Below are 14503 nucleotides of genomic sequence, written 5' to 3' on the forward strand. Positions count from 1 at the left end.
GATGGCTCGTGATATCCCTGAGCCCACCTTTATTGAGTTTGGCCAGGCAGCTAAGGAACCGGTTCGGGTAGCTGAGGATTTGGGCTGGCAGCGGGTGGTGGAGTTTTTGCGATCGCGTGAGCTATCCGCCAGTACCCTCAAAGCCTATGAACGGCAGCTCCGGCTCTTCTATTCCTGGACCCAGAATAAACCCTGGCACGACATTACCCACCGCGACATTGACCGCTACAAGCAATACCTGAAGAACCGGCCCAGCAAACGGGGGGGAGCGCTGGCTCCAACCACCATCAATCAGGCCCTGGCCACACTGAAGAGTTTCTTCAAATGGCTCACCGTCAAGGACTATATCACCCGCAATCCCACCCTCACCATTGAGTTTCTCAAAGAACCGGCTAAGCCCCCTCGGGATTTAGCGGAAACTCAGATTAATCAGCTATTTGAGGCCCTGGCCTACCGGGGTGATTCTGAAGTGCGCGACCGGGCAATTCTCCAGGTGCTCAGCCATGGATTACGGGCCAGGGAAGTGTGCGGTCTGGATATCAGCGACTATGATGGACGGCGGTTGAGGGTGCGTGGGGCTAAGTGGGGCAGTGATGGCCTGGTGCCGTTAAAGCCGGAGGCGGTCGCCGTCTTGGATAGCTATCTGGGGTGGTTGATACGCCATGGGTTCGTCGTCAGCCAGGAGACTCCCTTGTTTATTAGTTTGTCTAATAACAGTCGGGGGCAACGCCTGGGGTACAGCGGCATCTATGAGTTGGTCAAGGATTTAGCGCAAGCCAGTGAGTTAGACGACATTCACCCTCACCGTATGAGACACACCTTTGCCACGTCGCTCGTCGCTGCTGGCATGAACCCATTGTTGGCTAAGCGAGCGGTTCGCATTCGCTCTGACAAAATTTTTGCTCGGTACAGTGACCGAGCCTTGGATCTCAAAATGGAAGAGGCGTTTGAAGAGATTTATGGGGCGTCTGAAGAGTCATGATTTATTGATCTTTAGAACCTCACGTTGTGGACAGGCCTACAACATAAAACCCTATCTAGACAAGGCTTTCAAGCGCCATACTAGAGTTGGTAGGTATGTCCCTTGGAGTGTGGTGAGTGTGAGTAAGGAGCCAAAGGAAAAAATTGTAGAGCTGAAGCTACGAATTCCTATAAGCTTGCGCAGTGAGTTCAAATCTATGTGTGCTGCCAGGGATGAAAATATGAAAGATGTGCTGGTTGCTTCTATGCGGAAATATATAGAGCAGCACAAGTCAGACAAGAGTGAGTCTGTGCTTTGATTTTGAGTCTACTGGTTTCGCCCACCTTACGATTGCTCGTACTCTCTACCAAGAGATTGTCATACGAAGCGTAAAGGACAGAGAATGGACTAGTTTTGCGGCTTTCTCAACTTAAAGGAGGTACTGCCTTGGATGGACTCAGGGAATTGGTCGTTGATAATCCTTTGGTGGCCTTTACTACGTTGTTGTTGGTGAGCCTGACTCTGCCGCCTTTGTTTGAGCGGTTGCGGTTGCCCGGCTTAGTCGGCCTTTTGTTTGCCGGGGTGGTACTGGGACCCAGTGTTTTAGGACTACTCGACCCAGCGGGCGATATCGAAAAGCTCTTTGCCGATGTGGGCAAGGTTTATCTCATGTTTGTGGCCGCCTTGGAGATTGACCTGAAGGAATTTAGGCGCAACCGCGATCGCGCCATGAAATTTGGCTTCCTCACCTTTGCCATTCCCCTAATGGGGGGCATTCTGTTGGGGCGCTGGACGGGGTTTGGCTGGGTGGCGGCAGTGCTCATTGGCTCACTCATGTCCTCTCACACGCTGTTGGCGTATCCCATCGTCATGCGACTGGGCGTCACCCGCGATGAGTCGGTTACCGTCACGGTCGGTGCGACGATTTTTACCGATATTGCGGCGTTACTAGTGCTGGCGGTGTGTGTCTCTCTACAGGGAGGTGACTTTTCGCCGTTCTCGTTGACATTGCAAATGGTGGGGTTGGCAGTTTATGCCGCTGCCGTGCTCTTTGGCCTGAATTGGGCCGGGCGTCTGTACTTTCGCCGTACCGGCAGTGAACAGGGCAATCAATTTTTGTTCGTGCTGCTAGCGGTGTTTTTGGCGGCGGTCGGGGCGCAGATGATAAATGTCGACAAGGTCGTGGGCGCATTTCTCGCGGGCTTAGCGGTTAATGGTGTGGTAGGCGATGGCCCGGTTAAAGAAAAGGTGGAGTTTGTTGGCAGTGTCCTGTTCATTCCGTTCTTTTTTGTCTGCATGGGATTGCTGCTCAATGTGCCGATTTTTATCGAAGCGTTCACCGATCGCCTTGGGTTGACCGTTGGCATTGTGCTCGTACTGTTGTTGACCAAGTTATTGGCAGCGGCAATCGCGGGCCTCTGGTTTCGCTATAGCCCCATGCAAATCTTGACCATGTGGTCACTGTCTTTGCCCCAGGTGGCTGCCACATTGGCCGCTGCTTTAGTCGGGTTGCAGGTGGGGCTGATCACCGCTCCGGTCTTCAACGCGGTGATTGTGCTGATGTTGGTCACGTCCCTGGTGGGTTCGACAACAACTAGCCGATTTGCTAGCCAATTGCCCCTCCCCGTCGGACCGTTAGTCACCGATGGCACGGATGACTGGCTCGAACCGGCGGGGACACCATCGAAACCGTTTGTTGTGGTCGTCCCGTTGTCAAATCTTTCAACACAGCGTTATTTGATTGAGATGGCCGCCTTCATTGCCCAACATGAAAAAGGCTATGTGGTGCCGCTGGCGATTGCCCCCGCCCATGCACACATGGATGATCCGCAATTGCTGAACGCTCTAACCTATCACCAGCAAATCCTGCAAACGGCCCAAGCCATCAGCGATGCCGTCGGCACCGAAGCCCGCCCGCAAATCCGCATCGACGACGATATTGCCGAGGGCATCAGCCGCACCGCCCGTGAGTATGATGCGCAACTCGTGGTGATGGGCCGCAGTCAGACCGAAGGGTTGCGGGCGCGCCTCTTAGGCAGCTTAATCGACAATGTGCTTTGGGCCTCTCACTGCCCGGTGGTGGTGACTCGGTTGAAAAAAACTCCGATTGAGCTAAAACGCATCTTGATTCCCGTCAAGATTATGACCCCGCAAACCATCCGCACAATCCGCTTTGGACAGGTGTTTGCGGCTACCCATGAGGCCTCCATTACGTTGCTGCACGTCAGCGATCTCATTCGTCCCGCCCAAGACCTTCAACGTTTCAAAGGCCAACTGCGCGCGGTCATGGCCGAGGGAGACCAGGTCGAGTACGGTATCAAATGTGTCCGCCATGATGATCCGGCTGCCGTCATTTTGGCCGCGGCTCGCCATGTGGATCTCGTGATTTTGCGCTCGATGCGTCGCCGCACTGCAGGCGGTCTGGCCGTCAGCGATGTCACCCATCAGGTGATTGATACCCTTACCTGCTCCGTCGTCCTGTTTGGCGAACCGCATTCCTGAAAGTTCGCAGATCCCTATGGTGCACCGGAAGCGTCGTGATTTATGGAACACCGATTTAGATGCAAAACTATAGATATAAATTTCCCTAGGGGAGACTAGACCATATGCAAATTTGGGTAGATGCCGATGCATGTCCAAATGCCATTAAAGAAATTTTATATAGAGCCGCCAAACGCTTAGGGATTCGTCTGACCCTGGTGGCAAATGCACCCATGCAAATTCCAGCATCTCCCCATATTGATTCAGTTCTAGTCCGATCAGGTGCTGATGTGGCAGACAACCACATCACACAGCACATGGCACCCGGTGACTTAGTGATTACGGCAGATATCCCTTTAGCCGCAAACGTGATTGAGAATGGAGGTATTGCCCTCAACCCTAGGGGTGAATTTTATGATGCGGGCAATATCCGAGAGCGGCTATCGATGCGGAATTTTATGGAGACTCTACGCAATAGCGGCGTGGAAACCGGGGGACCTCCACCGTTAAATCATCGAGACCGTGAAGCATTTGCTAACCAACTTGATCGATTTTTAACGAAATACCTCCATTAACCCCTCATACCAAATCCAAATTTATTAAACTCGATTAAAAATAGACCATCCTGTAGGGGCACTCCCTTGTGGATGCCCTTCGATACCGGGTGCTATCAGTCAGGATTTCGTATTAGTATTGCGAAACCCAAAACAGTACTTGTGTTCTACTTTGGGTTATGCTAAAACAAGGCCAGTTGTTTCAGGCTAACTTGCTATGAACAAAGGTGAATTGATTGACGCGATCTCAACATCTACAGACCTACCTAAAAGTGTTATTGATACCGTTGTTTCCGCTACTGTTGACACGGTTGTCGATACTGTCGCCAATGGTGAGAAAGTAACGTTGGTCGGCTTTGGCAGTTTTGAGCCCCGGGACCGCAAAGCACGCGATGGACGTAACCCCAAAACAGGTGAAGTTATCAAGATTCCAGCAACGACTATTCCCGCATTTTCCGCAGGGAAGGCCTTTAAGGAGCGGGTAAAAAATCCATAGTCCCACCTTGACGTTTCTTTCAAATCAACATTGAGACCAAAAGATAGGTGCGTCAGTGGTGCACCTATCTTTTTATTTTATTTACGTCCCCGCTGCAATCATTTGGATCGCTTTGGGCATGGCTGGGTCAAATCCACTAAAGTCCCAGGAGTCAGGATCCTGGGGATCCACTAGACTCACCTTGTAAGGAGCCAGTGTCACATAGATCGCCTTTGCCTGAGGATTTACCCGACGGCGATAGTCCGCCAGACGCTGACTAGGATGGGCCTTACCTGCCCAACTTTCACAGTCAGTCCAAAAGCAAAACACATCAACGTGAACCCGATGACGAATAGCCCAATCGTAGGCTACAGCCGCATCCGTACCCCCAAAGTTTTGGTTAGACGCTTTCGCCAGGGCTGAACTAAAACTATCGCGAGCCGTAATTTTTAGATCGCAAAACTCCGTCGAAAAACCACGAATAACATAGTTTTGCTCAGCTTTAGCCGTAGCCAGTGCCAACGTAGTGGCAATCTCACAACAGGTTAACCCAACGGAACTAACCGTGTAATAGGACATGGAACCAGACACATCCACCGCATGCAGGAATGTCTTACCCGTTGGCTGAACAACATCAAAGGAACGCTCTAGGGCGGTTTCTAAAATGTCTAACACACGGGGAATAGGCTGCCATGTTTTCTGACTGCGGCCCAGCTTGCCACCAGACTGATAGGTCTTGAGCGCCTTGAGAATATCAATGGGGTGGATCCGGGCTTTGCGCAGATTCTTTTTACTCTGCAGTCGTTCTGCTAGATATCTCAAGTTCTTGCTTCTATTGAAGGTCAAGACACCTAAATGGGTAAGCGACCCTAAATTACGTAGGAGCGCCCCCATGGGCATATCCTTGAACAAGAGCTGCCAGGCCTCACGATCCATGTTCCCCACAGGGGCAATCATTTCATGGGTCAACCGCCCTTGACGAATGGCTTCCAGGGTTAAGGATGGGTCACGCTTAACTCGCTCGTACCACCAAATTTGAGCCATGGCCTCACTTGGCGGTGTGTCCGGCACCGTATCCCACCCCTGGGTCGACCACTGGTAAAGGGCCTGATGATCGGGTGTCTCAGGCTTTACGTGGAACAGACGCAACGCATCGCGGTGGGTATAACCATGGCGCTGCTGATACTTCAATAACTGATAGGCCAAGGCCCTGGCATCAGGATTAGCCAACCAGGTTTTGCCACAGGCACGGATCAGCTTACCAAAGCCCCGTAGGCTGCGGGTGTAGTTAAGCCATTCATAGAAATGGCTGCCGGTTCGCACGACCTGCAAAAAGATCTCCTGAAATGCCCCCTTGGCAGCTGGGGTTTCTCCCATGGACAACAACACCAGGGCAAACAGAGGCGCACTGTTATTAATGGCATGGCCATCGCTGGCATAGAGAATCTCTTTTGCCGTGCGGGCCGGATCGATAACCACAGCTTGGGTGACGACATTGACAAACTCGTCAGTCAGCTCATGCTTATTGGCATAAAAGCTACCTTGGGCGGTGCCCAATAACAAACAACGACGTAGCTGTTGCCACAGGTCAATTTTGAACTGATATCCACCGGAACGACCCTGGATCATATCCACCTGTCGACCAGGAATTGGCTGAGTTTGAGGTGTTCGATTTGCTTTAGTAAAAAAGGTGTAGTTTGCTTTCATTTATCGGCCCTCCTGGACAATCATCAAAATTAGACAAGGGAGTAGAGCAGGAGTTGCACCCGCATCTGAATTCAATGTGACAGGGGGGATTCGAACCCCCGACCTCCCGCTTAGAAGGCGATAACCCTAATTCGTCGACCCTTGCGGATAAGGCCCCTTACGAATAAGGGGGTTGAAAAAGGAATTTAGGCGCTCTATCCTCTGAGCTACTGTCACTTGGTGTCCATGGGCTAGGTTGTAAACCGTTTGCCCCTCGACATGTTTAGAATAGGCAAGCGATTTACCCCTAAGCGAATGCTGGTTCAAGCAGCTCAAAGGCTTAATTAATAGGCGTTTTACAATTGGGGGGTGCTGGTCAGTTAGGGGGGGACCTCAACTTTGCCCAAAATCAGTTATGGTCCGGTGGCCAAACAGCGCACATTAACACTGCTCATGGCCCTGGTGGACTATGGCAATGATGAACTGGAGGTGGATGACGTGGCGCTGGAGCGGCTGCGATCGCAACTCAATCTTCACTGGACCACCGATCGACAGCTGATCGTTCGCACCAAAATCCGTAATCTTGAAACGCTCACCCATCTATCAGATAGCAATCAGGCCCTAACAAAAGCTCAAATTAAAACCGCCCTTCACCATCTGGAAAACCATCTAGAGCTGTTAGAGGATAATCGCACCAGCCGCCGGGGGTCAGAGGTGTGGCACTTTACGTTAACGTTGTGGCACCACCGTCGCGATCGCACCGCTCTAATCAACACCTTTGATCACACCTGGGAACAGCGTCGCGCTGTTCCCTCAGAAAGCCAAGCTGAACAACCAGCAGAACACGACATCTGGCAGCAATATTGTCAGCAAGCCCTGGCGGCTACCGTTCAAACAGGACTGACCTCTAATCTGCTTAAGCCTACTGACACCGGAGTTGACCCAACCAAGCTACACATCCCGCTGGCTTTAGTGGATCACACCTTAGAACAATCTACAAAGCAACCATCAGATATTGAAACCATCAACACAGCTGAATTGCTGACTTATCTTCAAAACAGCACGATTCAAACTCTGGCCATTGTGGGAGAACCGGGGTCAGGTAAAACCACACTCTTACAACAGCTGGCACAGCAGATTCTACAGCAAACCTCTGATTTAGCCATTGTGATTCCCCTGGCTCGTTTAGGAACCACACTGATTGAAGACTATGTCTTAAAAGACTGGCTTAAACTTGCCCTAAACCAGCGAGCAGTGCCCCCTGAGCAACAAAACGCCCTAGCTGAACACATTGAACAGGGCCATGGTTGGCTGCTGCTGGATGCTGTAGATGAAATGGACCAACATGGCAGTTTAGCCATTACTCAACTCGCCAATCAACTACAGGGTTGGCTGAGTAATGGGCGTATTATCGTCACTTGTCGCCTCAACCTTTGGGATGCAGGCAAAAATACCTTGGGTCATTGGCCCACTTACCGACTGCTGGGTTATGAAAAGTATCGGCAGCAAATCCAACACTTTATTCGTCAGTGGTTTTCCCACCAGCCTGAACAAGGAAAAGCCCTGTGTCAAAAACTCTCACTTCCAGAAAACAAGCGTCTTCGCCACAATCTCCGTAATCCCCTACGTCTGGCCTTACTTTGCCGGTTAGGAAATAGCGGACACCTTCCCAACACACAACACCAGCTCTACCAACAGTTTGTTACGGCTCTTTATGACTGGCAGCAAGACACCTCACCCACGACGCTGCTAGAACAGCATCAAATCAATACGGTGCTATCAAAACTCGCCGTTGTCACCCTCAAAGCCTCGACCACCCAGCTGAATCTCCCGCTGGTCACTCAACACCTGCAAGCCGAAGAACTTCCCTGGTTTGAACGGGCAATGCAACTAGGTTGGCTAATGCCCCTGGCAACGTCCACAGGTGAAAAAGTCTACGGCTTTCTGCATGGTACATTTCGTGATTATTTTGCAGCCCAGGCTATCGAAGGGTGGCAATATTTTACGACCCCAAAGGACGCTCAATTACCCATGGTGTTACCAAACTGGCAACCCGTGATTCTTCTCTGGTTAGGTCGTAGTGATATCGAAAACGCTGACAAGACGGCGCTAATTAATGCCTTACTTGACTTCCAAGATAACTGTGGTGGATTCTTTGAGCATCGCACCTGGCTACTTGCCGGTAGAGCCTTGGGAGAATATTCTGAGTTTCCCAAAGCCCATGGCATCATTCAACAACTGATAACATGGCGTTTTAACTTAACACGCAAGACATCACCCATCTTGATCGAAGCGGCTAAAGCGGCCTTAGCTGAGTCTGATCTGAGTCAGGTGACCCAGGTGCTTACCCAGTTCGCGCAAGACCCCAACCAGGATTTCTTTGATCGATGGATGGCCGCCTACAGCCTAGGGCGCAGCTACGATCCACAGAGTCAGGTCGCCGTCGAAACCCTTGAAGCGTTATTACCGACCGCACGTAGTGACTATCTCAAAATGGATATGGCCCGTCATTTGGGCACGCTATCCCCAGGCCATGGTTTAGCCATTGAAACACTAGAAGAGATTATTCATAGGAGTCAACAACCTATTGCAAAACGAAAAGCGGCCCTACGATTGGCAAAGGTTGCTCCCCATCATCCCTTACCTGTAGCAACTTTAGAAGACTTACTAGCCCATAATCCTCAAGATAAACCGACATTAGACGCGCTGGTCAACCTTAACCCCAACCATCCCGTCCCCATAAACAGAGAGTCATCCTCCCAATCTCCTAGACGCTTACAACACCGAAGCGGCAAGAAACAGCAGTACCAGCCTGATATTGCTAAACAAATTGACAGTCTGGTGACTCGGATAGAAAAGGGCGATCGCAATCGCCTCCGACTAGCCCAAAAGCTGAGCCAGCTGCAAGCTGGACATCCTATTGCCATAAATACACTATGGCAATACCTGATCTCTAGCGAGAATAAAACGCAACGTAAACAAGCTGGCAACGCATTACAACGTGCGGCTACTGATGCTCAGTTACCCCAACTCGTCTCAAAACTACGCCTCATATACGAACAAGCCACCATAGCCGAAAACAAAGATCAACAATTAGCCTTCTTCAAATTACTCTGGACTTGGTCAGATACCTTAGATTATCTAGACTTTCTTGCAGCTTGGCAGAGCACTGAAACTGAGTTGTGAACTAGTGCATTCAGGTGCAGACGTCTGCACCTTCGGATACTATTAACCAGGATTTCCTAGACTATGACAAAATACGTTCAATCGCATCCCTAAGGGCACTTAATCGTTGCAGTTGTAGATCGCTAAGAACTAACGCATCCAACTCTTCAACAGCATGGTTCAGGTTATCTAGCATGCGATCAGCTTTGGTAATCTGGCTAACTGCCTTCTTGCCATTGTTAGCTTTACGTTGTTTTTCGTGGGTACTGATCGCTTTTCTTAGTTGAGAAAATGACACCTCATGCACTGCAATGATGTCTTCTTCAAGGGGCAACTTACCCGCAAGCAACCCCGTTAACGCAACAGGTTCGGGCAAGCGGTAAACCTGTTCTAGCTTGGATACGCCCAGTTCCAGAACACCAGCAATACTATCGGCATAGGAATCTAAAAAGGACTCAACAATATCTTTGTTGACCTGTTTCCCTAAGGATTTAAGATGTTGTTCCAGTTCAGTAGATAATGCCTTGCCATCACGAATGGACTCGGCAATTTGCAAGAACTCTTTTAAGCCACGAGTCACCCGCCGATAGGCCCACACCTGGCGTGTGGTTATAGGCGTGCCATTGGGTCGACGCACTTCACCACCTTTAATAAAAGCAGTGAGATTATCATAATCTTTCTCCTTATAGAGATGCTTCTCTTCAATTACATCTAAGCGACTACCAATGGCATAGGCATATATGGTGCTTTGGGCCTGGGCTGTTTGGAGAGCCTGATCAATCTGACCTTGATAGGTTTCAATTTCATGCAACAGCGTATTCAAGGGCTGAGCATTATTGGCCTGACAAATATCGAGTGCCCGTAACCAATTTTCACGATCGGCCAGGTCCACACGTTCTAAGTTGACAACTTCATCTGTCGTCTTACGTTTGGGGACAACCGCTAATTTGCGAGGTACGGGGGCTTTCTCAGCAACAGTCGCTACCCTGGAAAAACTTTTTTTAGCCAACGGTCTCTACCTCCAGAAGATTAGACGAACTACGTAGGGATTCTAGATACTCTGCGATCGCAACAAACGGTTTACGATGTTCTTCTTTCACAGAGCTGTACGAATAAAGAGACTCCCCTTGAGCCGATAGCTCTGAGTACACGGTTAAATCTCGAATGGGAGGAGAGGTCCAAGACTCTTCTGTTTGATGGGGCAAATGGGTACGCACATCCCAATCGATAATTTGCTGGTGGATGCTCTTATGCAAACTGGTGGACTTCATGCGGTTCGGAACCAATGTGGAAACTCGCAAATCAGGATTCGCCCGATCAGCAATCTGACTCACCATTTGCAATAGTTCTGGAATATTCTTCAGAGCAAAGTACTCAGTTTGCACTGGCACTAACACCTCATCACAGGCAACTAAAGCATTTTTGGTAAATAGACCTTCCCCTTTAGGAGTATCTAGCAGCACGTAATCGTAGTTCTCATAAATACTATTAAACTGAGCCAAGGCATCCCTTAGACGACTCTCACTGGATAAGCCTTTTTCGATTTCAGTTTGATATCCACCTAAATCCATCCCTGGAGTAAGCAGGTGACACCACCCCTGCACGTCGATAATGCCCTGAGCCATCAGATCAGCCTGATCTCGCTTGGGAGCATAGAGGATTTGACCAATATCAGGGGATGAAGCGTCGCGTTCAACGCCCATAGCGGAGGACAGATCCCCCTGATGGTCTAAATCAATGCATAAAACTTTTTTGCCCAGATGGGCTAGGGTGGCAGCTAGACAGAACGTAATAGTGGTTTTGCCAACGCCTCCTTTAATTGCTGCGATCGCGATAATCATTGTCCCAATCCACAATTGCACAACTGTACACCGGACAGGATACATCAGTATTGCAATTTTGAACCATAAAATTGTGAATTAGTGCAATTAAGTGCAGACGTCTGCACTTACAAGAAAAATATGGCAGTGGATACAACACTGAAGACCCTATGGTGTGGACGGTTTTGATCTCACACCATAGGATCGCAGATCTGGCAGCGGTACGGCAGAAAGCTATCCTACTTCAACCTGAGTAGGGCGAAGACATCCAGCCATAATGCTATGTACGATGCCTACTCTATAACCATTCGCTCAACGGTCAAATTAGGCATATCATTCATGGTGCAATCCTTACTTTGCAAGGGTTATAGCTTTGTTTGCCCGCCGTTCAATTCAGTTCGACGAGTGTTCGAATATGAAGCCTTTGAACGGTATGGATACCGATTTACCTGCGAGGGTAAGGATAATACCGAATTTATCTGGAGCGTAGAAAAACTTTAAATAGGGTGTCAGAAATCTAGCCACTCATTGGCTGAAACCAGTTCAAAACAAGGCCTAAAGGGTGTCAGAAAACTCAGCAGAAACGCTTTAGAATAGGGTGTCAGAAAACTGAGGGCTAATAGGCTCAAACACTTATTGCATAAGCACTAGAAGGTGTCAGAAAATTAAAATTCGTAAGTTCGGCACCTTTACCCAACCCTGTAATATCAAAAACCACTTGCCTTGATTTCTGCCCCCCGATTAAAAGTCAGCCCATAATGGGGCTATTCTCAATAATCAATACCTTTGTACTTATTAGTCCACACAATGCTCGAATCTGGTCAGGTAGTCCCCATTAAATTTAAGGATCGCGACTTCAGGGTTGTGATCATCGATCCAGACGGACTTGGCCCCGACCGACCCACCATTGGTGTGGGCTATCGCACCATGAGTCGCCATACCAATGTACCGGCCCAAACCTTTGCTGATAGGGTGTCAGAAATCGAAGGGGTGAACTACCTCAAGCTCCCATCTGGCAAGCAGTTTAGGGTGTCAGAAATCAAGGCAAATGACGGCAATACCTATCGGGTAATCGAAGCATCTGACTGGGTAGAATTGGTCAGCGACTGGGCAAAGAATCCTGGAAAGCTGCGGGCAAAGGCAAAAAATGGACTGATCGACTTTTTGGCCTGGTTTGCAGCTGAAGGTCTATATGCTGAGGCCTACACATTTCTCAAGCAAACGTACACCCGCGAGGATAGTGAACGGATTCAGCAATGGCTAGTGGCTCGGCAGGCAGGTAAGCCAGCCAGAAAGGATTGGGCCTACGCCGTCGCCGAACAAGGGGGAAACAGTCCCTACAAATTTGGTAAGTGGACTAACTATGTCTATCGTGGCCTGTTTGGTATGGATGCCAGCGAGATCAAACAAATCTGGGAAGCGCCTGTCTCGGGTTCGCGGCACATTGCTCGCAACTATATTCCTGAGACGCTGGGATTGGAGATGGTTGAGTATTGCGAAAAGCTAGTGGCTATTTTTGAACTCGACGATTTGGAGCAGGCCCATGATGAAGCTATTCGCATGACCCAGATGAAATTTAGACAGCGATTAGACTCCGAACGATTGGGTGGGTAAGACACAGTTGATTTATTCCATAGATTGAACCAACAGCATATGCATTTCCTATGCAAAACAAGCTAGATACAAGCTAAACAAGAATCAGCATAGTCTCAATTTTTACAGGCATCAAGGTGCTCACACTTTAAAGCTGAAATGATTGATAAAGAAGGCTAACAGGATAGTATTTAGCTGCATATTATCTAACATCTAATGTGCTTGCCGTCCTGAAAACCTTGATGTCATTAACTTATGATTTTCAAAAACATTGAACTGATTGAATCTTCTGATATACAAGTTCTTGTAGACAATGAAGTTCCTGAAGGAAAACAGTTAGACTACAAAAAAAAGTTGCCAGCAAATAGCGATGGTGACAAAAAAGAATTTCTAGCCGACATTGTATCTTTTGCCAATACATCTGGTGGAGATATTATCTACGGTGTTAGCGAGACAGCAAATGATACAAATAGCGACATAGAAATTGCCTATCAAGTTTCAGGGCTGGGAGCAATTAATTTTGATGATGAGATTCTACGTTTAGATAACATTCTTCGTGATGGCATCAGCCCGAGAATAGTAGGAATACAAATTCGCGGCATTAAAACTAATGAAGCTGACCCAAAAGTAATCATTATTAGAATTCCAAAAAGTTGGAACTCCCCTCATATGGTTATTTACAAGAGCAAATCACGATTTCATGCACGCAACAATGCAGGTAAATACCATATGGATAACTGACCTTGCTCTGGCCCAGGTCTTCCCAATTCCCACATCAATTCCCATTGCCAGCAGCATCAAGGCACAGCTACAACCCGAGCTATGGCAGCGCAATGAAGAAAACCTGGCGGTATGCCAACACCAAAGCAAAAGCAACCCCGCCAATTTTATTGAGCACTACATCACCAACCCCCGTATCGGCTCACCTATAGGCCAAAGGGCCAGAATTACTCGAAAGTTTTATCTCAATAAGACAGCATTATCCGTATCGACTCACCTGTTAGCAGGGCTGTCTTAACTGCTTGTCTCAATCTCTAAAATTCTCCGTATTCGATCACTTCACCGTCTTGGTAACGATAGTGATTGGAACCGCTAGGGCTAGAGCAAATGTAAGTTTGTCTCAATTTTTAAGACAGTCTTATCCGTATATAGTCACTGCTTTATCTACCGAAAACCTATATTCCTTGTAAGTCAAGGTTTACAGCCAACCTTCGTCAGCTCTACGGACTGTATTCAGCCCTAAAGCCAGAAAAATTATAAGACATGTCTCTCTGTATTAAATTACTTGTGTCTCCTCAGCAGGTTGAAAAGCTTTTAGTGGCATCACATTGCTTCTGGAAAGTCAGGGTTTTTTAGAGAACAGGTGAGATCGCTATCCACCATAGTCAACATCCTTGAGCAGCTACAACAACTAGATTGGGGACCAAAACGCATAGGTCAAGAGCTACAAGCATGCTTCTCAGTATCCTCACTAGCCCATCTCACGAGTGAACAAAGACAACAGTGGTTATCTTATTTGAGAGCGCACCCTGATACAGAATAAAGGGATGGATGGATTGCGATCTCAAAGTCTAAAAGGTCTTGAATCACCGCGCGCGATCCGTCCAAAGTCCAAAGAGTTTGGATCGACCACTGTACATATAGGGCACCTCTATTTATTAGGCTTCTGAAAAATCGAGTCTCATCTGAGACTGTTATCCTCCCCTTTTTTTAGATGTTGAAGGGTTCCAAACGGACAAAATCTGTTCATGGGGGCTGTTTTAGAGCT

At 48.6% G+C, this 14503-nt stretch carries 11 protein-coding genes and 1 tRNA gene; 8 read left to right on the forward strand and 4 right to left on the reverse strand.

Annotated elements, in window-relative coordinates; translation table 11 throughout:
- Position 1: 1 nt before the first annotated feature.
- The 4 genes from QGP82_RS06475 to QGP82_RS06490 all read left to right on the forward strand — a co-directional run bounded on the left by QGP82_RS06475 (position 2) and on the right by QGP82_RS06490 (position 4492).
- Entirely contained in the window at positions 2 to 982 is a 981-nt protein-coding gene (locus QGP82_RS06475; RefSeq protein ID WP_499057873.1) for a tyrosine-type recombinase/integrase, read from the forward strand.
- Positions 983 to 1408: 426 nt separating this feature from the next.
- A complete protein-coding gene (locus tag QGP82_RS06480; protein WP_499057875.1) occupies positions 1409 to 3463 on the forward strand; it encodes a cation:proton antiporter domain-containing protein in 2055 nt (684 codons plus the stop codon).
- Between the two features lie 104 nt (positions 3464 to 3567).
- The gene (locus tag QGP82_RS06485; protein ID WP_499057877.1) at positions 3568 to 4017 is read left to right on the forward strand and encodes a YaiI/YqxD family protein; all 450 of its coding nucleotides are present in this window, start codon (positions 3568 to 3570) and stop codon (positions 4015 to 4017) included.
- 196 nt (positions 4018 to 4213) lie between these two features.
- Positions 4214 to 4492 carry an HU family DNA-binding protein gene (locus QGP82_RS06490; protein ID WP_163663104.1) on the forward strand — a complete coding sequence of 93 codons (279 nt, stop codon included), beginning with the start codon at positions 4214 to 4216 and terminating at the stop codon, positions 4490 to 4492.
- An 81-nt stretch (positions 4493 to 4573) separates the two neighbouring features.
- Here QGP82_RS06490 and QGP82_RS06495 read toward each other — a convergent pair whose 3' ends face one another.
- Positions 4574 to 6178: a TROVE domain-containing protein gene (locus tag QGP82_RS06495; RefSeq protein WP_499057880.1), complete on the reverse strand. Its 1605-nt coding sequence runs from the start codon at positions 6176 to 6178 to the stop codon at positions 4574 to 4576.
- 75 nt (positions 6179 to 6253) lie between these two features.
- A tRNA-OTHER gene (locus tag QGP82_RS06500) sits at positions 6254 to 6394 on the reverse strand.
- Between the two features lie 162 nt (positions 6395 to 6556).
- Between QGP82_RS06500 and QGP82_RS06505 the strand changes: the two genes are divergently transcribed.
- Positions 6557 to 9343, forward strand: coding sequence for an NACHT domain-containing protein (locus tag QGP82_RS06505; RefSeq protein ID WP_499057882.1), 2787 nt, complete (start codon positions 6557 to 6559; stop codon positions 9341 to 9343).
- Between the two features lie 61 nt (positions 9344 to 9404).
- On the opposite strand, the gene QGP82_RS06510 is transcribed toward QGP82_RS06505, so the two are convergent.
- Positions 9405 to 10331 carry a hypothetical protein gene (locus QGP82_RS06510; RefSeq protein ID WP_499057884.1) on the reverse strand — a complete coding sequence of 309 codons (927 nt, stop codon included), beginning with the start codon at positions 10329 to 10331 and terminating at the stop codon, positions 9405 to 9407.
- A complete protein-coding gene (locus QGP82_RS06515; RefSeq protein ID WP_499057886.1) occupies positions 10324 to 11184 on the reverse strand; it encodes a ParA family protein in 861 nt (286 codons plus the stop codon). The genes QGP82_RS06510 and QGP82_RS06515 overlap by 8 nt, the downstream gene beginning before the upstream one ends.
- 765 nt (positions 11185 to 11949) lie before the next feature.
- On the opposite strand from QGP82_RS06515, the gene QGP82_RS06520 reads away from it, so the two are divergent.
- From QGP82_RS06520 to QGP82_RS06530, 3 genes are all read left to right on the forward strand, one after another.
- A complete protein-coding gene (locus tag QGP82_RS06520; RefSeq protein ID WP_490796002.1) occupies positions 11950 to 12756 on the forward strand; it encodes a hypothetical protein in 807 nt (268 codons plus the stop codon).
- Between the two features lie 234 nt (positions 12757 to 12990).
- Positions 12991 to 13476, forward strand: coding sequence for an AlbA family DNA-binding domain-containing protein (locus QGP82_RS06525; RefSeq protein WP_499057889.1), 486 nt, complete (start codon positions 12991 to 12993; stop codon positions 13474 to 13476).
- Entirely contained in the window at positions 13448 to 13753 is a 306-nt protein-coding gene (locus QGP82_RS06530) for a hypothetical protein (RefSeq protein ID WP_499057891.1), read from the forward strand. The genes QGP82_RS06525 and QGP82_RS06530 overlap by 29 nt, the downstream gene beginning before the upstream one ends.
- The last annotated feature ends 750 nt before the right edge of the window (positions 13754 to 14503 follow it).

Origin of the sequence: Leptothoe sp. LEGE 181152 (assembly GCF_032906605.1) — a bacterium.
GTDB lineage: Bacteria > Cyanobacteriota > Cyanobacteriia > Phormidesmidales > Phormidesmidaceae > Leptothoe > Leptothoe turfae.